The sequence below is a fragment of the Gluconacetobacter dulcium genome, from assembly GCF_014174165.1.
In the GTDB taxonomy this organism is placed as follows: Bacteria; Pseudomonadota; Alphaproteobacteria; order Acetobacterales; family Acetobacteraceae; genus Gluconacetobacter; species Gluconacetobacter dulcium.
The window spans coordinates 16763-40913 of record NZ_JABEQN010000028.1 but is presented as its reverse complement, the minus strand read 5'-3'; the positions used below and the strand labels follow the sequence as shown (position 1 = coordinate 40913).

The window sequence follows — 24151 nt, the reverse complement described above, 5'->3', positions numbered from 1 at the left end:
CGCCCCAAAGCCGCCATTCCGGTTTCCAAAAAAAAAACCGACCTCCCCAGGATGCTGAAAGCCGCCTCCACAAACAGCAGCAACAGGGACGACCACACCCCTTCCGGGCATAAGGCAGAGATCAGGCCCATAAGCGCTAACTCAGGATCCCTGATACTGCATTCCCGGCGCGCCAAACGGCACGCAAGCGAATGGCTGCCAGACAACAGAAGCCTCCGAAATGCAGTAAAAATCCCCACCTTCGCGCCTATGCAACAACACCGCCGTCAAGGCACCCCACCCCCCAGCGCCATCGCCAGCCTGACCGTCGCCAGCGCCCGCCCGTCTTCCGAGCGCACCAGCGCATCCTCCACCGCAATGGCATTCAGCCGCGCCTGAAGCGCGTCGAGCAGCACTCCCTGCCCGCCATCGAACAGCCCCATCCGGTCCCGCGCCTCACGCTGCGCCGTCGCCAGCGCGGCGGCGAGCCCCTGCCCCTGCCCGTCCAGCGCGGCACGGCTTTCATACGCCGTCTCCACCTCGGACAGCGCCGTCAGCAGCGCCTGGTCATACAGCGTCACGGCCTCGTCCAGCCGCGCATCGGCGCCCTGAATCTGCGCCTGGATACGCCCGGCGGTGAAGATCGGCAGATAGGCCGTCAACGCCATCAACCCGCCACTCCCCGACAGGCCGGGCAACCCGTCGAAGCGCAGCCGCCCGTTACCCCCGAAGAATTCCAGCCCGAAACGCGGCAGCAGATCGGTCCGCGCACTGCGCAACCGCTCCAGCGCGGCGGCGACCAGATCGCGCCGGGCCAGGATATCGGGCCGCCGCTCCATCACCGCCACGGGCACGATCCCGGCCGGCGCCGGCGGAATCACGAATGCCGCCGGTTCCGGGATGGCCGGCGCCTGCTCAGGCGGCAGGCCCGACAGCACGGCGATCCGCCGCCGCCGCGTATCCATGTCCGCCACCAGCATCGGCCGGGTCGCCAGCAACGCCCGCCGCCGCGCCCGCACGGCATCGAGATCCGCCCGCGTCGCCTGCCCCGCCGCCATCCGCGCGGCGGCATAGGTCTCCATGCGGTCCAGCACCGTCGCCGAACGGTCGATCAGCGCCACCCGCCGCCGGTCGTCCACCGCCCCGACATAGCTCTCCACCACATCCGCCGCGACCAGCATGCGGGTGCCATGAAGCTGCTCCTCCACCGACTGCGCAACCGCCCGCACCGCGCGCAGGTCGGCATGCCGGCCGCCGAAGAGATCCGGCTCCCACGCCGCCGCCAACCCGGCCAGATGCCCATCCGTCGCCGGATCGCCCAGATTGGGGGCCAGCACCGCCGGCACGGCCGGATTGCTCCAGCCCAGCCCGCCCCCCGCGATGTTCCCGGTCGCCTCCACGGTGGGATAAAGCGCGGAACGCGCCACCGCCACATAGGCCCCGGCCTGCCGCACATGCTCCCGCGCCACGGCCAGATCCAGGTTGGCCGCCAAAGCTCCCTCGACCAGCCGGTCCAGCACCGGATCACGCCATTGCGTCCACCAGCGGGCGAGGTCAGCAGGCGCCCCGCCCCCCGCCGGCGCCTCGGCAAAGCGCGCCGGCACCACCACCCGCGACGGCGGCGCGGCGCTGTCCTTTCGGGTGCACCCCCCGGCCAACCCCACACCCAGCGCCAGAGTCGCCAGCCACAGACAGCGGGACATTCGTCTCACACCCAATCTCCTCACCCCTGCCGCGCCAGCATGGAGCGGAACCGCACCAGCGCCGTCAGCAGAAACAGCACGGCCGACACCACGATCACCAGCAGCGGCAGCCACACGGTTTCCAGCCCCGCGCCGCGATACAGGATGGATTGCGTCAGGCTGACGAACTGCGTCGTCGGCAGCACACCAATCACCGCCTGCAACAGGCTCGGCATGTTCGCCACCGGCGTCGCGGCGCCCGACAGCAGATAGGCCACGGCATAGACCGGCACCGCCAGCAGGCCGAATTGCGGCATCGCCGGCGCCACCGTCGCCAGCATCATCCCCAGCGCCGAAACCGCGATCACATAAGCGAACAGGCACAGCGCGAACAGCGCCAGCGACCCCGCCAGCGGCACCCCCAGCCAGACATGCACCACCAGCAGCAGCGACAGCAGGGCGGCGACGAAGATCACCAGCCCATTGGCCACGATCTTGGCCACCGCGATCTCGCTCGCCGAAACCGGCAACACCAGCAGATGCTCGATCGTGCCATGCTCCCGCTCGCGGATCACGGCGGCCCCGACAAGGATGATCGACAGCACGGTCACATTGGTCACGATCTGCATCACCGAGGAAAACCAGGCGGATTCCGCATTGGGGTTGAAGCGGATGCGCGGCACCAGATGAAACGGCAGCGCCGGCCCCGCAACCGGGCGCGGCATCGCCTCGGCGATCCGGTTGAGAAAAATGGATTGCAGATACACGACGCCCAGCCCCGCCTGGGTCATGGCGGTGGCATCGACCTGAACATCCAGCGACGGCATCCGCCCCGCCAGCAGATCGGCCTCGAAACGCGGCGGCACATCGACGACGAAGATCAGCGTCCCCCGGTCCAGCCGCTCGCGCGCCGTCTCGCGGTCCACCACCACCGGGGTCTGGAAATAGGGCTCCTGCACATCCTCGCGCAACTGGCGCGACAGGGTGGAGCGGTCCTCGTCGATAAAAGCGATGGTGGCATGCGACACTTCGGCCTTCACCCCGTTGGCGACGACAAGGATCGCGGCGGTAAAGGCAAAGACGATCAGCCCCAGCAACACGCCGTCGCGGCGCAGGCTCACCGCCTCCTTGCGGCACAGCAGCCCGACGGTGATCCACCAGCGCCTCACCGCTCCTGCTTCCGAATCATCAGGCGCGCCCCCAGCATGCAGACGACCGCCGAAACCGCCAGCACCAGATAGGCCGTCACGAACGTCGCGGCCCCGACCCCCTTGGTAAAACTGCCCAGACTGATGATCTGGAACCACCCGGCGGGAAACCCCATCCCCACCCCATAGCCCAGCCCCGAAAGGGTCGAGACCGGATAGAGCAGGCCCGAGAAATTGACACCCGGAATCAGGCAGATCAGCGCCGCGCCAAAGATCGCGGCCACCTGCGAGGTCGTAAAGGCCGAAACCAGCAGCCCCAGCCCCGTCGCCGCGAACAGATACAGCAGCGCACCGAACGACAGCGCCAGGAACGACCCTTTCAGCGGCACCCCCAGCAGCGTCACCGACAGCAGCACCAGCACCAGATAGGCCACCAGCGCCACCAGCACATAGGGCACCTGCTTGCCCACCAGATACTGCCCCACCGTCGCGGGCGAGGCATAGAGGTTGATGATCGAACCGATCTCCTTCTCCCGCACCACCCCCAGCGCCGTCAGCATGGTCGGGATCAGGATCAGCGCCAGCATGATGGTGCCCGGCGTCATCGCATAAACGCTGCGGAATTCCTGATTATAGACGAAACGCGGCAGGATCTGGACCGGCGCGGCCTCCGTCCTGACCACGCCCTTCTCGCGCATCATGGTCAGCACCGCCTGCATCACCACACCTTGCGCGTAAGAGCGGATATTCGCCCCCAGGAACGGCACCGCCCCGTCGATCGCAAGCCCGATCGCCGGGTCGCGCCCGGCCGCCACATCGCGGCCGAACGCGACGGGGATATCGATGCCGATATCGACCTCGCCGCGCCGCAGCCGCTCCTCCAGCGTCGCACTGTCGGGCGACGCCGCCCGCTCCACGAAATAGCGCGATCCCCGAAACTGCTCCACCAGTTCCCGACTGGCCTGCGTCCGGTCATGATCACAGACCGTGAAACGGACGGTATTGATGTCGAACGAGATGCTGAACGCCGCAATCAGCAGCAGCACCGCCGGCCCGCCGACGGCGAACAGCAGCCGCAACCGGTCGCGCATCAGTTCCACCGCCTCGCGCCGCCCGAACGCATAGGCCCGCGCCACCCAGCCGCGCAGACCCGTCGCCGGCCCATGCCGGCCCGACGCGGCAACGGCCGGCCCGGCGGCCGCCTCTCCTGCCGGCACGTTCTCCCGGTCCCCCGCCATCGCCTCTTCAAGATACGCGACGAAGGCATCCTCCAGCGTCGCGGCGTGCCGGGCCTGCACCAGCTCATCCGGCGTCCCCACCGCCAGCACCCGCCCGCGATGCATGAACGAGATCCGGTCGCACCGCGCGGCCTCGTTCATGAAATGGGTGGAGACAAAGATCGTCACCTGTTTCTCGCGCGACAGCGCCACCAGATGCTTCCAGAACATCTCCCGCGCGGCCGGGTCCACCCCCGATGTCGGCTCGTCGAGGATCAGGATCGACGGATCGTTGATGCACGCAGCCGCCAGTTGCAGCCGCTGGCGAATACCCAGCGGCAATCCCGCCGGCCGCAGATCGGCCACGCCCTCCAGCGCGAAATCCGCCAGCGCCGCCCGCACCCGCGTCTCGGCCTCACCCGCCGAAAACCGGAAAAGCCTCGCCTGCAAAATCAGGTTCTGCCGAACCGTCAATTCCTCATACAGCGAAAACGCCTGCGACATGTAGCCGATATCCATCCGGCTCTCCAGATCGCCCGCGCGCACCGGCTTCCCGAAAACCTTGGCGCTTCCCGCGCTCACATCCAGCAGGCCGGTCAGCATCTTCATCGTGGTCGATTTGCCGCAACCGTTGGAGCCGAGAAATCCGAAGATCTCCCCCCGCCCGATATGAAAACTGACATGATCGACGGCCACGAAGCGCCCGAACTGCTTGGTCAGCCCATCCGCCTCGATCGCGGGCGCCCCGCCCGGATCGCGATAAGGCGGAATCGAGAAGGCCGAGGCCCCCGCCCGCTCGGCCTCGGGCAACAGAGAAATATAGGCGTCTTCCAGCGTGGCCCGCCCGGTACGGCGCAGGATGGCTTCCGTCCGGTCGCAGGCCAGCACCTGCCCGTCATTCATCGCCACCAGCCATTCGAACCGCTCGGCTTCTTCCATATAGGCGGTGGAGACGATCACGGTCATGCCCGGCCGCCGGGCACGCAACTGGTCCACCAGCGTCCAGAACTGCCGGCGCGACAGCGGATCGACGCCGGTCGTCGGCTCGTCCAGAATCACCAGGTCGGGGTCATGCACCAGCGCGCAACACAGGCTGACCTTCTGCTTCATGCCGCCCGAAAGCTGGGCGGCCGGACGATCGGGAAAAGGCGCCAGCCCGGTCGCCTCCAGAAGCTGCCCGATCCGCGCCGCGCGGGTCCGCGCATCCAGCCCGAACAGCCGCGCGAAGAAATCGATATTCTCCCGCACCGACAGGGTCGGATACAGATTCTTCCCCAACCCCTGCGGCATGAAGGCAACGCGGCTGAGAAAGGCTTCCCGCTCCCGCCGGTCGGCCATGTCGCATCCCAGCGTCAGCACCCGCCCGCCCTGAAGCCGCCGCACCCCGGCGATCAGCCCCAGCAGCGTCGATTTCCCAACCCCGTCCGGCCCGATCACGCCGATGGTCGTCCCCGCCGGCAGATCCACCGAAACATCGCGCAGCGCCTCGGTCTTCCCATAGCAATGCCCAACGTTCTCCACCCGTATCCCCGCCCCCGGCGCGGCAGGCGGCGGCACGGCGGGCGCGTCGGGCACGGACACGGCGCCGCTCACGGCGCGGCCCGGCGCGCTCCGGCGGGGCCGGCCGGCCATGGGGCCGAGGCATCGGTCCGCACATAGCCCTCCCCCGTCATGCCGGCCTTCAGCAGGCCCCCCAGATCCTTCTGGGCCGTGCGCTCCACCCGCAGCCGCACGCGATAGACCAGTTGCTCGCGCTCGGTCGCGGTCTCCACATATTTCGGCGTAAACTGCGCCTCGGGCGAGATATAGGAAATCCGCGCCGCAACCGCGCCGGTGCCCAGATCGTCAAACACGATCCGCGCCTCGTCCCCCACTCGCAGTTGCCGGACGACCCGCGCCGGAAAGAAAACCGTCAGATACGGGTCCACCGGATCCAGCAGCGCATAAAGCCGCCCGCCCGCCGGCAGCACGCTGCCCGCCTCGACAACGCGATATTCGATCCGCCCGCCGACCGGCGCACGGATCACCATGTCATCGACCGCCGTCCGGGCCTGCGCCACCATCGCCGCCGCCGCCTCCACCGCGCGGCCAGCCTCCTGAACCGCCTCCGCCGCACCGTCACGCGCGCGCTCGGCGACATCCAGCGCCGTCTGGCGCTGCGTCACTTCCATGTCGGAGACCAGCATCTGCCGTCGCATGGTCCGGGCATGGGCCAGTTCGTCCCCCGCCAGCCGCGCGGCCTGGGTCCGCGCCGCCAGTTCCGCCCGTGCCCGGCCGACCGCCGCCTCGGCCTGCCCCTGCCGGGCCACGGCCGCCGCAAGCTGGGCCCGCGCCTCGGACTCATCCTCGCGGGCCAGAATCTGGCCTTTGGTAACGACATCCCCTTCCTGCGCGTCCAACGCGCCGATCCGCCCCGGATATTTCACCGCCACGTCGATCCGCGTCAGTTCCAGCCGCCCGTTGGAATGATACAGGCCCGGCACCGCCCGTCCCAGTTGCCGGTCCCACAGCCATCCGGCCACGGCGATAACGGCCAGCAGACCGGCCAGACCGCCGGCAACGAGGATCTTGCGTGACATCTGCACCCGCTTCCCGTTCATCCCGACAGACACCCTATCCCGTTCTCCGGCCGGCAAGAAGCCAAAGTGACACGGGCAGTTATGCCGGTCCTACCCCGCCCGCACCGCAGACCCGGTTTCGCGAATGAACAGGGCGACGACACCGGCCAGCACGATCCCCACCACACCGACCGAGAAGCCTTCACGAAACACCGTCTCCGTCAATCCGGCGGTCCCGGCAAGCCGTTGCAGAAGCCACCCGAACAGCGGCGACGCCACCGCGCTCATCACGAACACCAGGAAATTGATCGCCCCGGTGGCGCTGCCCTTCACGCCGTCGGGATTCACTTCCTTGATGATGCTGTACGGGATCATGGCCGCCCCCGAGGCAAAGCCCAGGATAAAGGCCAGGATATAGGGCGGGAACAGGCCCGGCGGCGGATAGATGATCGCCACGGAAGACAGCAGCATCGCCACGATCCCCCCGAACAGCACCGGCTTCCGCCGCCCCAGATGATCGGCCAGATACCCCATGACAGGGCAGCCGAAGACCCAGCCGATCGGCACCATCGCGGCCCGACTCACGGCTTCGTGATAGCTCAGATGCCATCCATGCGTCATGAACGACACGCCCCAGGTCATGCTGCCCACCGTGGTCGGCAGAAACAGCAGGCCCGAACACAGGCCGCACAGCCACGATTGCCGATTGCCCAGCACGATCCGGTAAGGTGCCAGCAGCGACCCTTGCGGGGCCACGGCGCTCTTTTCCGGGCGCGGCGTGCCCAGAAAGATCGCCACCGCCACGACCGCCGTCGCCACCCCGGCATCGACCCAGAACGACCGCCACGGCACCACGCCATGGATCAGCCACGCCACGGTCGATTGCCCCATCGCCCCGCCCAGCATCCCCACGCACTGGGTCACCCCGATCGCGGTGGCCAGATAGCGCGCCGGAAAACCGTGCGACGCCAGATAGACCGCACCGACGAAGGCGAACGCCGCCCCGGCCCCCTGCAACAGGCGCCCCAGTTCCGCCATCCACACCGGCCCGGCGCCGAACATGGCGATCCCGACGGCCAGCACGAATGTCCCCGCCGGCAGCGCGATCTTCGCCCCCCACCGGTCCATCGACGCACCCGAGATCAGCGAGCACGCCGAATAGGTGTAGTAATAAAGCCCCAGCAGCGAGGCCAGCCCCGCCGTCGTCAGCCCCATGGTCGCGGTCAGTTCGTCCATCATGACGCTGGGCGCCGACCGCACGGAATATTGCAGGAAATAGAACAGCAGGCAGAACGCCCAGGCCAGCACATAGCCAGCCTGAAAGCCTCCCTTCGCCTGCACGCCGCCCACAGGCGGCGCACTGGTAGTCATGGTCATCGGCGTCTCCTCCCCTCGCCACGGCGTGGCGGGTTTTTATTGTTTTACCGAATCGAAAAAGACCGCTGCCGCCCCAGGCGGCGCCCTCATGCCACGCCGTGAGCCATGATCAGCGCAATGGCGCAGGAGGTCAGCCGCGCCTGCTCGGAATCCGCACGGCTGGTCAAAATCACCGGTACCTTGGCACCCAGCACCACGCCCGCGGCATCCGCACCGGCCAGGAAGGACAGTTCCTTGGCCAGCATGTTGCCCGCCTCCAGCGTCGGCACGATCACGATATCCGCCCGTCCGGCCACGGGAGAATCGATATGCTTGATCTTCGCGGCATTCAGGTTCACCGCATTGTCGAAGGCCAGCGGCCCATCGACGATGCCGCCCGTGATCTGCTTGCGGTCGGCCATCTTCGACAGCACGGCCGCATCCAGCGTGGACTGGATCGCCGGGTTGACGGTCTCCACCGCCGAAAGAACCGCCACGCGCGGTTCGGCCAGCCCCAGCACATGCGCGAAATCGATCACGTTCTGCACGATGTCATGCTTGGCCCGCACGTCCGGCGCAATGTTCACCACCGCGTCGCTGATCATCAGCAACCGGTCATAGAACGGCACATCCATGACGAAGACATGGCTCAGGCGGCGATCGGCGCACAGGCCGGTCGGGCGCGCCACCACTTCGTGGAGCAGCACATCGGTATGCACGGCCCCCTTCATCAGCAGGCGCGCACGCCCCGAGCGCACCAGCGCCACCGCCTGGACCGACGCCGCATGCGCGTCCTCGGCCTCGACAATCTCCAGCCCGTCGATCGACAGGCCGGAATCCTTGGCGACGGATTCGATCAGCGCCTTCGGCCCGACCAGGATCGGCTGTCCCAGTCCACGCTGGGCCGCATCGCAGGCCGAGCGCAGCGAGAGGTCATCACAGGGATAGGCCACGGCGATCGGCAGGGCCGGCAACTGGGCCGCCTTCTCGCACAGGGCGCGGAAACGGCGATGCGTCACGATATGCTCGAACGACGAACAGGCCATGACCACCGATTGCGGCGCCTGCGGCGCCTGGATCTGCATGGTGCCCCGCGCAACCTCGCCCCCGTCCTGCCGCACACTGACGAAGGACAGGTCCAGCAGCGCATCCGCATCATGCTTCGCCACCACCTGGCAGGTCACCACCACCCGGTCGCCGACCGACAGGACATCCCCTCCCAGCGTCAGCGCATAGCCGCGCACCACGCTGCCCACACCGGGGAAGCGGGTGCTGACCAGCCGCATGACCAGAATGCCGATCCACACGCTCGCCACCGACTGCGATACGGAAGCCGTCTCGACCCCTGCCCCATCGGGCTGCCATCCGCCCAGCAGATCCGCATTGTCCCTGGTCAGGATCTCGGTCACGTCGGCCTTCTCACCAACCGCGATATCCTTGAACAACCGGTTGGTCACGAGTTCCTGGGTCTTATCCACCAGCGATTTTCCTTCGGACAAAAAAGGATGAACGATCAATTTCCCGTTATAATACCGGCGAACAGGCAACCGCGTTGATCCCGGTCAAAGCAGACCCATTACTGCCGATTTTAGAGACGGCCAGAGAAATCGGCCCGCCGAGCGCGCATGCCGCAAAGCAGTACGCCCGGCGTGTATTTTCAAGCATCTGAGCGGAACGGCCCTGATGGCCGCCCACTTTTGCAGAAGTGCCCCGTGCAGCCTGACCGAAAATTCGGTCAGACTCTTACACAGGCTCTTACAGTCGCGAAGCCGATTGCGCATCATAGGTGGTCAGGATCGTCCGATACTGCGCCCGCAGGAACTGCGCCGCCTCATCGGGCTGCCCACCGGCCGCAAGCTGCCCCTTGAAGGCCGCCACCGACTCATGGCCCCGGCGCTGCATCCAGCCGCGCAGTTCGCCCAGCAACGTGCCCAGATACGCCGGCCCATGCCGCAACAGCGCGGAGGTCGTCATCACCGCATCCGCCCCCGCCAGCAGATATTTCACCACATCCGCCCCGCTCCACACACCCGTCGATGCCGCGATCGAGGTCGGAATCCGCCGCGACAACAGCCCGACCCACATCAGCGGCAGGCGAATGTCGTAAGGATTGCTCAGATGCAGGTCATCGCGCGCCGTCAGCGCCGCCAGATCGACATCCGGCCCGTAGAACCGGTTGAACAGCACCAGCCCATCCGCGCCGGCCTCGGCGAACTGCGCCGCCATATGGCCGGGCGCACTGAAGAAGGGCGCCATCTTCACGCTGACCGGCACCCCCACAGCCGCCTTCACCCGGCGCAGGATCTCCAGCGCCGCCGCCTCGACCGAGGCGCCGCTTTCCGCCGGGTCGGCGGGCACGCGATAGATGTTGAGTTCGATCGCCGACGCCCCCGCCTGCTCCAGCTTGCGGGCGAAATCGACCCATCCGCTGGCCGAACAGCCGTTCAGGCTGGCGATGATCGGCACCCCGGCCCGCTCCACCGCGCGCCGCAGAATTTCCAGCCGCCCATCCAGCACGTTGCTGCCCGCATCCGGCGGCCAATAACCCGCCGCTTCCGGCTGGGAGTCGGTCCCCATCTCCGTCATGGCCGCCTCGGCCAGTTCCTGGGCGACGATCTGCTCCTCGAAGATCGACGACAGCACAACCGCCGCCGCCCCCGCATCGGCCAGCCGCATGATGCCATCCAGATCGGCACAAAGCGGCGACGCCGAAGCAACGATCGGATGCGCCAGTTCAAGACCAAGATAAGTCGTTCTCAAATCCATATCCCCAACCCTCTCAAGACACCGGTTCTCAAAAAATCGTCAAATGTCATCGAAGTTTATGCCCGAAAACGTGGGCTGGTGAGCGAGAGCGGCCCTGCGGGCCGCGCCCGTCGTGCGTGTCCGAGCACCGGAGCGGAGCGGCCTCAATGGCCGTGAGCACCGGAGCGCAGGAAACGCGCGTCGGATCGCCACCAGCGCGCGTTTCCGGGCATAAACTCAGGGGATGTCTTCCCAGTGGGGTAGAAACCGGCTGCCGTCGCGGGCGGCCATGTCTTCATAGACGCGGTAGCGTTCCTGCGCCGCCGCCTCGGCCTGTTGCAGCAGATGCCCGGCCGATTCCGGATGCGTGCGCAGCAGGGTCTTGTACCGCAGTTCCCGATAGGCATATTCCTTCAGCGGAATACGCTGCGGCGGCGAATCCAGCCGGAACGGATTCAACCCGCTCTTACGCATCGTGGGGTCGAAGCGGAACAGCGGCCAGTACCCCGACGCCACAGCCCGCGCCTGCTGCTTCATGCCGGTCCGCATGTCGATGCCATGGGCGATGCACTGCGAATAGGCCAGGATCAGCGACGGCCCGTCATAGGCTTCCGCCTCGCGCATCGCGATCAGCGCCTGCTCCGGGTTCGCCCCCAGCGCGATCTGCGCCACATAGACGGTGCCGTAGGAAATCGCCTGCAACGCCAGGTCCTTGCGCGGCACCCGCTTGCCGGCGGCCGCGAACTTCGCGCTCGCCCCCAGCGGCGTCGCCTTCGAGGACTGGCCGCCGGTGTTCGAATAGACCTCGGTATCCAGCACCAGCACGTTCACATTGCGGCCCTGCGCCAGCACATGGTCCAGCCCACCATAATCGATGTCATAGGCCCAGCCATCGCCCCCGACGATCCAGATCGAACGCCGGACCAGGAAATCCGCCAGGATCAGCAGGTTTTTCGCATCCGGCCCGTCGATCGCGGCCAGCCGCGTCTTCAGCGCCGCCACCCGCTCGCGTTGCTCGACATAATCGCGCTCGGTGTGCTGCGTCCTGGCAAGGATGGTCTCCGCCAGATCCTGCCCCACCTTCGGCGCCAGCCGGGTCAGCAGATCGCGCGCCAGCCCGGTCTGCTTGTCCACCGCCAGACGGAAACCCAGCCCGAACTCCGCATTGTCCTCGAACAGCGAATTCGACCAGGCCACGCCGCGCCCTTCGTCATTCGCCTTCCAGGCATGGGCCGGCATATTGCCGGCATAAATCGCCGAGCAGCCCGTGGCATTGGCAATCTGCAACCGGTCACCGAAAAGCTGCGAGATCAGCTTGAGATACGGCGTCTCGCCACACCCCGCACAGGCACCGCTGAACTCGAACAATGGTTCGAGCAACTGCACACCCCGAACATTGGCCTGATTCACCGTCGTCCGGTCCGCCGTCGGCAGAGTTTCAAAAAAGCGAATATTCTCCCGCTCCTGCTCCAGGATCGGCAGCTTCTCGCCCATATTGATGGCCCGATGCACGCCATCCTCGGCAATGGCAGGGCAGTTTTCCACGCACACGCCGCAGCCCGTGCAATCCTCGACATAGAATTGCAGCGAGAAACGCGAATCCGGATACCCACGCGCATTGACGGGCGCGGAGCGGAAATGCTCCGGCGCCCCCGCCAGCGCATCCTCGTCATAGATCTTGGCGCGGATCACGCTATGCGGGCAGACAATGCTGCACTGGCCGCACTGGATGCACGCATCCTGCTCCCAGATCGGCACCTCGACCGCGATATTGCGCTTTTCATATTGCGTGGTGCCACCAGGGAATGTCCCATCGGCCGGAATCTTGCTGACCGGAATCGCCTCGCCCCGGCTGGCCATGATCTCGCCCGTCACCTCGCGCACGAACAGCGGCGCGGTCGCCGGCACGATCGGCGGCATCGCGACCGTCCCCGTGGCCGCCTGCGGCACCGTCACTTCATGCAGCGCGGCAACCGCTCCATCCACGGCGGCGAAATTCAGCTTCACCACCGCATCGCCCTTGGCGCCATAGCTCTTGGTGATGAAATGCTTGATCTGCGCCACCGCCTCGTCGGGCGGCAGCACCTTGGATAGATGGAAGAAGCAGGTCTGCAACACCGTGTTCACACGCGGCCCCAGCCCGATCTTCAACGCCACGTCCGAGGCATCGATCACGAAGAAGCGCAGCTTCTTGGCCACGATCTGGTCCTGCACCCGGCGCGGCAGCTTGTCCCACACCACATCCGGCCCATACGGGCTGTTCAGCAGGAAGGTCGCCCCGTCGATGGCCGGCCCGAGAATATCGCGCTTGAACAGGAATTCGAACTTGTGGCAGGCCACGAAATCCGCATGGCGGATCAGATAAGGCGCCGCGATCTGCGCCGTGCCGAACCGCAGGTGCGAAATCGTCTCGCCGCCCGATTTGTGCGAATCATAGTCGAAATAGGCCTGCGCGAACCGCCCCGGCTGTTCGCTGAGAATCTTCACGCTGTTCTTGTTCGCCCCCACCGTGCCGTCGGCGCCCAGCCCGTAGAACAGGCAGCGCACGGTATCTTTCGGCTCGATATCGAGGTTCTGGTCGTATTCCAGCGTGGTATGGCTCACATCGTCATCGATGCCGAGCGTGAAATTATTCTTGGGCACGGGCTTCGCCAGTTCGTCGAAGACCGCCTTGACCATGCCCGGATTGAAATCGCGCGACGACAGGCCATAACGTCCGCCGACCACGCGCGGCATCGCGGCAATCGTCCCGTTGCCGAACGCCTGCGCCAGCACGCCCAGCACGTCGGCATAAAGCGGCTCCATCGGCGCGCCCGGTTCCTTGGTGCGGTCCAGCACCGCGATCGCCTTCACCCCCGGCGGCAGCGCCGCCAGGAAATGCTCGGCCGAGAACGGGCGATAAAGCAGCACCTGCAAGGCGCCCACCTTCTCGCCGGGCCGGTTCGCTCCTTGGCGGTTCATCCACAGCGCGGTCTCCCGCACCACTTCCGCGCCCGACCCCATGCTGATGATCACGCGCTCGGCATCCGCCGGCCCGTCATAACGGAACAGACGATAGGCCCGGCCGGTCTGGGCGGCAAACCGGTCCATCACCTCCTGCACGATCCCCGGCACCTTCGCATAGTACGGGTTCACCGCCTCGCGCGTCTGGAAATAAGTATCGGGATTCTGCCAGGTACCGCGAATGAACGGATTGTTCGGCGTCAGCGCGCGGTTGCGATGCGCATGCACAAGGTCGTCGTCGATCATGGCCCGGATCACGCTGTCGGGCATGATCTTCAGCATGTTGTATTCGTGCGACGTGCGGAACCCGTCGGTGAAGTGGATAAACGGCACCCGCGCCGCCAGCGTCGCCGCCTGCGCGACCAGCGCCAGGTCATGCCCTTCCTGCACCGAGGCCGCACCCAGGATCGCGAACCCCGTCGGCCGCGCCGCCATGATATCCTGATGGTCGCCGAAGATCGACGATCCACCCGCCGCCAGCGCACGCGCCGCCACATGGAAGACCGTGGCGGTCAGTTCGCCGGCGATCTTGTACATGTTGGGCAGCATCAGCATCAGCCCCTGCGACGCCGTAAAGGTCGTCGTCAGGGCACCGCTTTGCAGCGATCCATGCACGCAGCCCGCGGCACCGCCTTCGGCCTGCATTTCCTGCACTTCGGGGATATCGCCCCAGATATTGCGCAGCCCCTGGTCCGACCAGGCATCGGCCAGTTCGGCCATCGGCGAGGACGGCGTGATGGGATAGATGGCGCAGATCTCATTGACCCGATAGGCCACATGCGCGACGGCGGTGTTGCCATCCATCGTGGCGGTCTGTTCGGTCATGTCGACCTTCTCCGTTCCTGTCATGTCGCTCATGCCCGCACCTTGAAGGCCGACGGTGCCGGAGAGGTATCCGCTCCCACGGCTTCCGGCTCCATTTCGATCGCATGGCAGGGGCACTGCTCGAAACAGGCCGCGCATCCGGTGCACAGATCCATCGAAACCGCATAACCCTGCCCCGGCCCCAGCCGGGTAATCGCCTGTTCCGGACAGGCGGCATAGCAATTATCGCACTCGAAGCAATTGCCGCATGAAAGGCAGCGCCGCGCCTCATAGCGGGCGTGGCGCTCGTCCAGCCCGGCATCGACCTCCGCGAAATCGTGGCGTTCGGCCACCGGCGTCTCGGCCTGCACGCTGCGCGGCGCATCGCGGTAATCCGGCAGATGCAGCATGTCGAAGCTGACCAGCGGATGCGCCGCCGGATGGTCGTAGGTCCGGCCCGCCAGCCACGCATCAATCGCCCGCGCCGCCAGCTTGCCGTGCCCGGTCGCCGTCGTCATGGTCCGTGCGCCACCGATGCAGTCGCCGCCGGCGAAAATACCGGCCTGCCCGGTCATCAGGTCGGCATCCACCGCAACGGTGCCGTCCTTTTGCACCGTCACCGCCGTCGCCTCCGCCAGCAGCGACAGGTCGGTGTGCTGGCCCACCGCCAGCACCACCGCATCGGCGGCCAGCCGCTCCGTCTCGCCCGTCGGCGTCACGCTGCCATCGGGGTTCATGGTCACTTTCTCGACCACCAGCCCATCGGCACCGAAATGATCGACCACGCTCAGCCAGCGCACCTTGGCCCCTTCGGCGACGGCCTCGGCCGCTTCGGCCGGCAGGGCCTCCATATGCTGCTGGTCATAGCGGAAGATGATGACCGTATCGGTCGCGCCGAGCCGCCGCGCGGTCCGCGCGGCATCCATCGCCACGTTGCCGCCGCCGACCACCGCCACCACGCGCCCCAGCGCCGGGCGCCCGCCCCGGCTGACATCGCCCAGCAGGCTGATCGCATCGGTCATCTTCCGGCCATCCATGGCCGGAATGTTCAGGCGGTTGGCCAACTGCGCGCCAACCCCCACGAACACCGCGTCGAAGCCCCCGTCCTGCTTCGCCCGCACCACGTCGTCCACCTTCTGGCCACACCGCAATGTCACCCCAGGCACCCCCGTGATTCGGGCGATCTCCCTCCCCATCACCTCTCGGGGCAGACGGTACGCCGGGATGCCGTAGCGCATCATTCCACCCGGCTGCTCCGCCGCGTCGCGGATCTCCACCTGGTGCCCCATGCGCGCCAGATGCCAGGCGCAGGACAACCCCGCCGGCCCCGCCCCGACAACCAGAACCTTCTTGCCGCTGGCCGGCGCCACCGAAACCTGCCAGTCCTTCTCGGTCGCCAGATCGCCCAGAAACCGTTCGACCGCATGAATGGCCACCGGCGCATCCAGTTCGCCCCGGTTGCAGCCGCCTTCGCACGGATGGTAGCAGGCCCGGCCATGGATGGCGGGCATGGGGTTGTTGGCGACCAGCGCGTGCCACGCCTTCTCGTATTCGCCCGCCTGGGCCAGCGCCAGCCAGCCCTGAATGTCCTCGCCGGCCGGGCAGGCATGGTTACAGGGCGGCAGGAAATGCTTGTAGACGGGCTTCTGCCAACGTCGGCTGCCAACCCCGCGCCGCGTCGTCTCCTGCAGCACCTGCGTCATGTCATCGAGTTTCAATACCATCCCAACCCCCAGCGCACCGGGCCGGCCCGCGCATTATTGGCGCGTGACCGACCCCTGCCGCACGATCGGTATCGCGACTCTTATCGTTTCGATACCGATCCAGATAAACCCTCGACCGGCTGCCGGCACAGAATTCGGCACCGTCCGCCCTCACAAGGATTTCGTGGGATTTGTGATAACATCGAACGACCATCGGCCCGTTTGACCGAGGTCAATTACGAAAAATTTCTCTGATCTGTCATGAAGATGGCCGCCCTGCCCCACGGAGGCAGAGACGCCCGCCGTCAGTGCCCCAGCACCGCCCGCAGATCACCACCATGCTCCCGGAGCGCCGCTTCGGCGTCCGCCAGGCTCATGCCATGCCGGATCAGCACCGCCCGCTTGACGTTGCCGCCCGAGGCTTCGAGCGCCTCGGCAATCTGCGCATCCGTGCCGCCCGCCAGCAGCCGCACCATCCGCGCCGCCCGCCTTTGCAGCTTGGCATTGACCACACGCATATCCACCATCTGCCCGCGATAGGCATGGCCCAGCCGGACCATCAGCGCGGTCGAGAGCATGTTCAGCGCCGCCTTCTGCGCGGTCCCCGCCTTCAGCCGCGTCGAGCCGGCAATAACCTCCGGCCCGGTCGGCAGCACAATCCCCAGTTCCGCCTCACGCAACAGCCGTCCATCGGGATTCGATGCAACGCCCACCGTCAGCGCGCCGCACACCCGCGCGGCGACGATCGCGGCGCAGGTATAGGGCGTGGCCCCGCTGGCGGCGATGCCCAGCACCACATCCTGCGGCCCCGGATCATGCGACAGGATCTCGGCCCGGGCCGCCTCTTCCTGGTCCTCGGCTCCTTCCACGGATTCGAACAGCGCAGCCGGCCCTCCAGCCAGCATCAGCACCAGCCGCTCACCCGGCCAGCCGAAGGTCGGCGTCAGTTCCACGCCATCCTGCAACCCGATCCGCCCCGACGTGCCGGCCCCGACATAAAACAGCCGCCCCCCGGCCCGCAGACCCGGCAGCGCGGCCTCGACCACCGCCTCCATCTGCGGCACGGCGGCCCGCACGATGGCCACCGCCGTCATCTGCGCCTCAGCCAGCGCATCGAGAATCGCGCCGGTCGGCCAGAGATCGATCTCGGCATAACGCGGATCGCATTGTTCGGTGCCGATACCCGGCACGGGGGCGGAAAACGGGCCTGTCGTCATGCTCTGATCACTTCTCGGCAACGGAATCCGCCCTGCCTGCAACGCGGGGCGCGGGAAACATCATGGAAAGACAGGCCGGTACCAGCATCATCCCGATCCCGGCCGGGACCAGCCACGGAAAGGCGATCACCCAGCCCACACGCTGGGCCAACATCATCAGCGCGGCCATGCCGGCAAGCGAGACCACGACCCCGAACGCCGCATCACGCCCCCTACCGGCCGGACACAGCATCCCGAACAAAAACGCCCCCAGAGTCGGCCCATAAGACCATCCCGCGACGGTCAATCCGAGGATCACAGCCGATTTCGTCCCCTCCCCCAGCACCATGGTCACGCCAACCAGCGCCACGGCCCAGAAGGCGGTCAGCGCGCGGGCAGCAAACAGCGGCCCCGCACGCCACCCGCAAGACGCCGCAAGACGCCCCAGAACCCGCGCCGGCACCGGCCCGAAATCCGTCAGGACAGACCCGGCCATCGCATTGAGCGTCGCGGACAGCGATCCCATGGTGGCGCTCAACACCCCCGCCACCAGCAGGCCGCTCAACCCCGCCGGCAGGCCGGTGACGATGAAATGCGGGAACAACTCATCCGCCGAACGAAACCCCAGCGCCGCCAGCGACGCCCCGCCCGACCGCACCCACAACTCAACCCCGACCAGCGACAGCAGCGTAAACAGCACCCCCACCAGCACGGCGCTGCCGATCAGCGCCATCCGCGCCGCCCGCAGGCTGCGCGCCGCCAGCAATCGCTGAACCATCAACTGGTCGGTACCATGCGACGCCACGGACAGGATCGCCCCACCCAGCAACGCGGCGGCAGGGGTAAACGGGTCGGCAAACCACCGCCCGCCGGGCCGAACGTGAAAGAGCGCCAGCCGCCCGGCCCGCCAGGCGTCGTGCCAGCCATCGGCTCCGCACCACAAAAGGCCCACGCACAACGCGGCGCCGAACAGATAGATGACCAGTTGCACGCTGTCCGACCACACAACGGCCCGCAGGCCGCCGAACAGCGTATAGGCCAGCGTCACCATCATGATCGCGACCAGTACCGCCCCCCGCCCCACCGGCAGGCCGGCATGGGTCAGCAGCCAGACCAGCGGCAACATCCCGGCCAGCAGGCGCACCCCCTCCGCCACCAGCCGCGTCAGCAGGAAGGCCCCGGCGGCGATCCGCTGCACCCCATGCCCGAACCGGCGGCCGAGATACTGGTAGGCACTGCTCATCCGCCCCTGAATGTAAAGCGGCAGAAACCACACGGCCACGACCACCCGCCCGATCAGATAACCCGCTGCCAGACCGGCAAAAACCAGGCCGCTGGTATAACCAACCCCCGGCACGCTGATGAATGTCAGGGTCGAGGTCTCGGTCGCCACCAGCGACAGGCACAGCGCCCACCAGGGCAGATCATGATGCGCCGACAGGAAATCCCCCGCCGAACGCCCCCGTCGCGCCAGAGTCAGCGTAACGGCCAGCAGGACCACGAAATACAGGCAGATCACGGCAATGTCGGCAGGTCGCATAGGCCCCCTCAGGCGGCGAAAATCATGAACCGCGCCCGGACGACCGCATCATACCGACGCAGTCGAACGCGAGAAAGTCCCGGCCTGTCAGAACGGCTTGTACGGCAGAAACTTGCCGGAAATCGTGACATGGACCCGATCCCCCGCCGGATCGGCCTCACGCCCCACCGCCATGCGGAAATCGATCGCGCTCATGATCCCGTCGCCGAATTCCTCATGGATCAGCTCCTTCAGCGCCGGCCCATAGACGCTGAGCATCTCATACCAGCGATACAGCAGCGGATCACTCGGCGCCCCACCGTCGAAACTGCCCTTGTACGGCACCGCGCACAGCCAGGGCAGCGCCGTCTGGTCCAGGTCGAACAGACCGATCACGATGCGCGCCTCGTCCTCCGAGAACACCATCTGCCCCAGACAGGCGCAGGTGGTCCATTCCTTGCTACGCCCGACCTGCCGGGCAATGTCGGCCCAGTTCAGACCCTTGCGAACCCTGGCGATCACGATCGCCTCGGTCACGTCTTCCCGGCTGGTATACATGCATGCCTCCCTTCGTCAGGCGATGTCGGAAGCCGGTCCCGCGACACGCTTCCGGCGTTCCATCCACTGGATCGCACCGGCCACCAGCACATTGGCCACCAGACCGATCATGCCGGTATTGAGCCCCGCCGGCTGCAAACCTGCAAGCGCGCCCCCCATGGCCACCACATCGCCCACCACCAACCCCGCCCCCAGCGCCCGCGCCGACAACGGCCAACGCCAGACGATCGCGGCAACACCGGGAATAAACTGCGACACGCCAAGGTAGTAGAAGCTGGTCAGCGTCACCATCAGCCCGGACAGATGCCCCGCCGCCAGGATCGAGAACAGCAGATAACACGCGATCACCGCCTGCGCCCCCCGCCGCTGCCCGGCATCGGAGAGGCCATGCAGCAGATTGCGCGACACCAGCGGACCGATGGCCAGACAGGTACCGGCCAGGATCACCAGTCCCGACAACGCGCAGGCACCGGCGACCAGCCCCACCATCCAGTCCGGCAGCAGCACCCCCGCCGCCACCAGAAACACCGCATTGGGCGATGGCACAGGCAGTTCCGCCGACCGCGCATACAGCGCCACCAGATAGAGAAAGGGAAACATCACCATATAAAGCGGCATGACGATCTGGTTGCGGCGCACCGTCCGCGCCGAACGCGCGGTAAACACGAAGGCAACGGTCTGGGGCGCCACGCAGAACGCCACGGCCAGAAGCGGAATGGTGGAGAGCGCATAGATCTGGTCCCGCAGCCCCACCGGGTGGCCGGTCCATGCCACTGCCGGCAGATGCGCCATGCCTCCGGCCCGCAGGGCGGCCAACCCCACGACCGTCACCGCGATCAGCACCAGGCTGTCCTTGATCACCGAGACATAAGCCGGCGCGCGTATGCCCGAGAGCATGATCCAGGCAAAGGTCAGGCCGGCGGCGGCGGTCGTCGTCCACTGCTCGGGCAGCGCCCAGTGAAACTGGTCGATGACGCGCAACAGACCGACAATCTGCAATTCGCCCATCGGCAGCAGGCACAGGATCGCGGTCAGCACCACCAGCCGTTCCAGCCCCCGGCTGCCGAAGCGGGCGCGGAACAGATCGGCCATGGTCAGGGCCTGACAATCCCGCCCGGCCCGCCAGATCAGCGGATTGAGGAAATAGCCGACCGGATAGGCCAGCACGATATAGCTGAGGAACCAGATGATGAACGACGTGCCGGCACTGTAAGCCGCCGACGGAAACCCCATGATGCTGCCGATGCTGTAGGTTTCCCCCACCGCCAGCATGAAGACCAGGATGCCGCCGAACTGCCCGGACGCCACGAAGAAATCCCGACTGTCCTGATGCCCATGGCCACGTCGCGAGAACAGCGCCACCATGATGGACAGCAGAATGACCAGAAAGAAGACGATGCTAGCCATCATCCCCTCCGCGATCGAACGCCAGCCAGACGACGACCAAACACAGCGACGTCAGGAAGAAGCAGCCGAACAGCCAGCACACCACCAACGGCACACCGAAGATCAGCAGCCGGCTTGAACTCAGGATGGGCAGCAGCAGCACGATCGCGGCGAACGGCACCCCGACTCCCACGCCGACACGCCAGACATCTTTCATGCATTCTCCCGTCGATCGCGGTTGCAGTGCGCCATAATCCCTTACGACATCGTTCCAATTTCAGCCACCCGGTCGCGGGGGCTCCTACCGCATTCTGCCAGCATGCACCCCACCGGCCCATCCCCTTCTCACGCGCCTGAACACCCAATCGTCCAAGGTTTCTTCCCCGATGAAAAGACGCATGTTTCTCGGCCTCACGGCCACCCTGCCCATGCTGGCAACCCGCAGGACAGAAGCCCGTGCAGCCGAGGGCAACCCGCTGCATCCCGGTCCCGGCCATGTCGGCCCCACCAACCTCATCACCGATGTCACCGGCCTGACGGTCGGCGAGGCGCATGACGCCAGATCCCGCACCGGGGTCACGGTCATCCTGCCCGACCAGCGCGTGGCCTGCGCGGTGGATGTGCGCGGCGGCGGCCCCGGCACGCGCGAAACCGATGCACTCACGGCCGGCAATCTGGTGCGCAGCGTCGACGCCATCGTGCTGTCCGGCGGCTCGGTCTACGGGCTGGGCTCGGCCGACGGCGTCGCCGCCTGGCTGGGCGCGCGCGGACGCGGCTTTTCCATGACGAAGCAACCCGGCGTGCCGCCCTCGCCCATCGTCCCCACCGCGATCCTGTTTGATCTCGCCAACGGCGGCGACAAGAACTGGGGCCTCAATCCGCCCTACCGAGACCTGGCATTGAGGGCCATGGACCACCCATCCCGCGGCGTCACCCTCGGCACCGCTGGCGCGGGCTACGGGGCACAGGCCGGCGCGCTCAAGGGGGGCCTGGGCTCGGCCTCATTCGTCACCGCCGACGGGCTGACCATCGGCGCGCTGGTGGCGGTCAACAGCCTCGGCTCGGTGGTCGTACCGGGCACACGCCATTTCTGGGCCGGCCCTTTCGAAATAGGCCGCGAATTCGGCGGCCTCGGCGCCAGCGCCGCCCACGTCGATCCCGAGGATTGGGGCCGGGCCAAACTCAACCCGGCGGCCCGCGCCAACACCACCATTGCCTGCATCGCCACCGATGCCGATATCGATGCCGACGACCTCAAGCGCATAGCCATGATGGCACAGGACGGCCTGGCCCGCGCCATTCGCCCGGTCCACTCCCCCTTCGACGGCGATGTCATTTTCGCGCTGTCCACAGGTCACCGCCCGCTTCCCCCCGGTCCGCGCGCGCTCTATGTCGCCCGGCTGGGCGCGTTGGCGGCCGATGTGCTGGCCCGCGCCGTCGCGCGCGGCGTCTACGAGGCTAGCCTCCCCCCAGGCATGGGCGGACCGACCTGGAAAAGCCTGCCAGGGTGAGGCACAGGCAGGCGCCTTCGCCCACGGTCACAATCCAAGCTCACTGAGCGACGGATGATCATCGGGCCGCCTGCCGGACGGCCAGTGGAATTTTCGGTCTTCCTCCCGGATGGCCAGATCGTTGATCGAGGCGATCCGCCGACGCATCAACCCGTCCTCGCCGAATTCCCAGTTCTCGTTGCCGTAAGAGCGAAACCACTGGCCGCCACTATCATGCCACTCATAGGCAAAGCGAACGGCCATCCGGTCGCCGGCAAAGGCCCAGACCTCCTTGATCAACCGGTAATCCTGTTCCCGCTCCCATTTGCGCGGCAGGAACGCCACGATCTCCTCGCGCCCCTGAATGAACTCGGCCCGGTTCCGCCACCGACAATCCGGCGTATAGGCCAGCGACACGCGCTGCGGGTCTCGGCTGTTCCATGCGTCTTCGGCCAATCGGGCCTTCTGCCGCGCCGTTTCGGCCGTGAAGGGAGGAAACGGTGGAAGATGCATTGCATTTTTCCTGGCAATGAACAGTGATATGCACCGAATTATGCTACAAAAACCCGTCCAGGAAGCAAGCCTACCGGCGCACGAGCCGCCGGAGCATATGCGCACTCACCTGTCCGAACCAACCCGGCGCGCCGGGGGCAATATGCAGCATCTCATGCCCTCCCACGTCGCGGTCGAAAGCGCCGACATTGCCGCGCTTCCGCCAGACATGTACCCCGAACCCACTTTCCTCCAGCCAGTCATGGAACGCCCACATCACGGATGCCCGGCGCCGCCCGATCGCCCGGATGCGCCACAGATCAATCAAGGGCGCAAAGAAGGGATTGCCCCGTTCATACGCCCAGATCTCCACCCGGATACCGGGCTCCGCGCTGACACCGCGCGCATGAAAGCCGCCGGTGTCGGCGACGATCAGCGTATTGGCGGGCACGGCCACGGCGCGCGGGGCCGCGTAGCCCATCGCAGCGATCGCTTCCGCGTCGACACGGAAAGATCCCCGCCCGCTCAGACGATCGCCGGAACCCGCCGCCTCCAGGCTCATCCGCTTTTCCCAGGCCTGCCGCGCCGGGTTCAGCCGGTGCGATCCGGGAACGTACACAAAGGGGCCACTCTCATCCGCCGTCTCGGTCAGGGTGAACCACGCCTTGACGGTAGGGTGGAACGTATCGGCATGAAACTGAAGCTGCGGATCTGGGTCGCCGGTAACGGCATGGGGCAGAATCGTCTGGACATAATAAAGCGGCTCACAATCCCGGCTGCCGGCCAGTCGGATCAGCCGCCCCAGAAGCGGCAGGTCCAGCAACCGCCGCACGCCGGGCATGCGGGTCAGGACACAGGGCTCCAGCGCGATGCGACGCGTCACCGTATCGCCCTGAATGGTCTCACGCGCTTCCCCGCGATACTGCCGGACATCCTCCAGAATCTGCCTGAACGTCTCCGCCGGCAGGAAATCGCGAATAACGACAAACCCGTCGCGATCGAACTCGGCGAGCAGATGCGGAGGAATTCCGCGCCTCAGCCGCCGCCGCCGCCAGGCAGCAGCCCGATGGGCCAGGCTCTGGCGCACCACGTGAAGGCCCGTCTCATTCAGCCGGCGGCTACCGATCAAGGGATTATCGCGAAAGGATTTCGTGCCGGTGAAAAGCTGAAATACCCACACGGGATAGGTCAGAACAGTCTTGATGATCTTATGCATAATATCCGGTCGGCCATAACGGCGAAGGAACGCTCCCCGTCTCCTGAAGTTGCAGTCTCGCTGCACCACGCAAGATGCAATAGCATCATCAGAATATGA

Annotated in this window: 17 protein-coding genes; 1 reads left to right on the top strand and 16 read right to left on the bottom strand. The window is 66.6% G+C overall.

Annotation, left to right across the window (positions count from 1 at the left end; genetic code table 11):
* Positions 1–266: 266 nt before the first annotated feature.
* The 14 genes from HLH25_RS17530 to HLH25_RS17465 all read right to left on the bottom strand — a co-directional run bounded on the left by HLH25_RS17530 (position 267) and on the right by HLH25_RS17465 (position 21071).
* Positions 267–1682, bottom strand: a complete 1416-nt coding sequence (locus HLH25_RS17530) for a TolC family protein (RefSeq protein WP_182975301.1) — start codon at positions 1680–1682, stop codon at positions 267–269.
* A 20-nt stretch (positions 1683–1702) separates the two neighbouring features.
* Positions 1703–2830 (bottom strand): ABC transporter permease, encoded by a 1128-nt coding sequence (locus tag HLH25_RS17525; RefSeq protein ID WP_182975300.1) that lies wholly within the window; start codon positions 2828–2830, stop codon positions 1703–1705.
* Complete coding sequence (rbbA, locus tag HLH25_RS17520; protein ID WP_375288997.1) at positions 2827–5607, bottom strand: ribosome-associated ATPase/putative transporter RbbA; 2781 nt, start codon at positions 5605–5607, stop codon at positions 2827–2829. Before rbbA ends, HLH25_RS17525 begins: the two co-directional genes overlap by 4 nt.
* Before the next feature lie 8 nt (positions 5608–5615).
* The gene (locus HLH25_RS17515) at positions 5616–6605 is read right to left on the bottom strand and encodes an HlyD family secretion protein (protein ID WP_182975298.1); all 990 of its coding nucleotides are present in this window, start codon (positions 6603–6605) and stop codon (positions 5616–5618) included.
* A 90-nt stretch (positions 6606–6695) separates the two neighbouring features.
* Positions 6696–7961, bottom strand: a complete 1266-nt coding sequence (locus HLH25_RS17510) for an MFS transporter (RefSeq protein ID WP_220791887.1) — start codon at positions 7959–7961, stop codon at positions 6696–6698.
* A gap of 86 nt (positions 7962–8047) precedes the next feature.
* Positions 8048–9418: a bifunctional enoyl-CoA hydratase/phosphate acetyltransferase gene (locus HLH25_RS17505; protein WP_182975297.1), complete on the bottom strand. Its 1371-nt coding sequence runs from the start codon at positions 9416–9418 to the stop codon at positions 8048–8050.
* Between the two features lie 277 nt (positions 9419–9695).
* The gene (locus tag HLH25_RS17500) at positions 9696–10706 is read right to left on the bottom strand and encodes a dihydroorotate dehydrogenase-like protein (protein ID WP_182975296.1); all 1011 of its coding nucleotides are present in this window, start codon (positions 10704–10706) and stop codon (positions 9696–9698) included.
* A 216-nt stretch (positions 10707–10922) separates the two neighbouring features.
* Positions 10923–14546, bottom strand: coding sequence for a pyruvate:ferredoxin (flavodoxin) oxidoreductase (gene nifJ / locus HLH25_RS17495; RefSeq protein WP_246402656.1), 3624 nt, complete (start codon positions 14544–14546; stop codon positions 10923–10925).
* Positions 14543–16195, bottom strand: a complete 1653-nt coding sequence (locus tag HLH25_RS17490; protein WP_246402653.1) for an NAD(P)-binding protein — start codon at positions 16193–16195, stop codon at positions 14543–14545. Before HLH25_RS17490 ends, nifJ begins: the two co-directional genes overlap by 4 nt.
* Before the next feature lie 305 nt (positions 16196–16500).
* Positions 16501–17412, bottom strand: a complete 912-nt coding sequence (locus tag HLH25_RS17485) for an N-acetylmuramic acid 6-phosphate etherase (protein ID WP_182975294.1) — start codon at positions 17410–17412, stop codon at positions 16501–16503.
* Between the two features lie 7 nt (positions 17413–17419).
* Positions 17420–18931 (bottom strand): sodium:solute symporter, encoded by a 1512-nt coding sequence (locus HLH25_RS17480; RefSeq protein ID WP_182975293.1) that lies wholly within the window; start codon positions 18929–18931, stop codon positions 17420–17422.
* 87 nt (positions 18932–19018) lie between these two features.
* A complete protein-coding gene (gene cynS, locus HLH25_RS17475) occupies positions 19019–19468 on the bottom strand; it encodes a cyanase (protein ID WP_182975292.1) in 450 nt (149 codons plus the stop codon).
* Between the two features lie 15 nt (positions 19469–19483).
* Positions 19484–20875 (bottom strand): sodium:solute symporter family protein, encoded by a 1392-nt coding sequence (locus tag HLH25_RS17470; RefSeq protein WP_182975291.1) that lies wholly within the window; start codon positions 20873–20875, stop codon positions 19484–19486.
* Complete coding sequence (locus HLH25_RS17465; protein WP_182975290.1) at positions 20868–21071, bottom strand: DUF3311 domain-containing protein; 204 nt, start codon at positions 21069–21071, stop codon at positions 20868–20870. The genes HLH25_RS17470 and HLH25_RS17465 overlap by 8 nt, the downstream gene beginning before the upstream one ends.
* 181 nt (positions 21072–21252) lie before the next feature.
* Here HLH25_RS17465 and HLH25_RS17460 point away from each other — a divergent pair, with 181 nt between their 5' ends.
* Entirely contained in the window at positions 21253–22365 is a 1113-nt protein-coding gene (locus HLH25_RS17460; RefSeq protein WP_246402652.1) for a P1 family peptidase, read from the top strand.
* 27 nt (positions 22366–22392) lie between these two features.
* Here HLH25_RS17460 and HLH25_RS17455 read toward each other — a convergent pair whose 3' ends face one another.
* Both HLH25_RS17455 and HLH25_RS17450 read right to left on the bottom strand, forming a co-directional pair.
* On the bottom strand, positions 22393–22857 hold the full coding sequence (locus tag HLH25_RS17455; RefSeq protein ID WP_182975288.1) for a nuclear transport factor 2 family protein: 465 nt from the start codon (positions 22855–22857) through the stop codon (positions 22393–22395).
* A gap of 70 nt (positions 22858–22927) precedes the next feature.
* Positions 22928–24052, bottom strand: a complete 1125-nt coding sequence (locus HLH25_RS17450) for a phytanoyl-CoA dioxygenase family protein (RefSeq protein ID WP_182975287.1) — start codon at positions 24050–24052, stop codon at positions 22928–22930.
* Positions 24053–24151 lie beyond the last annotated feature (99 nt).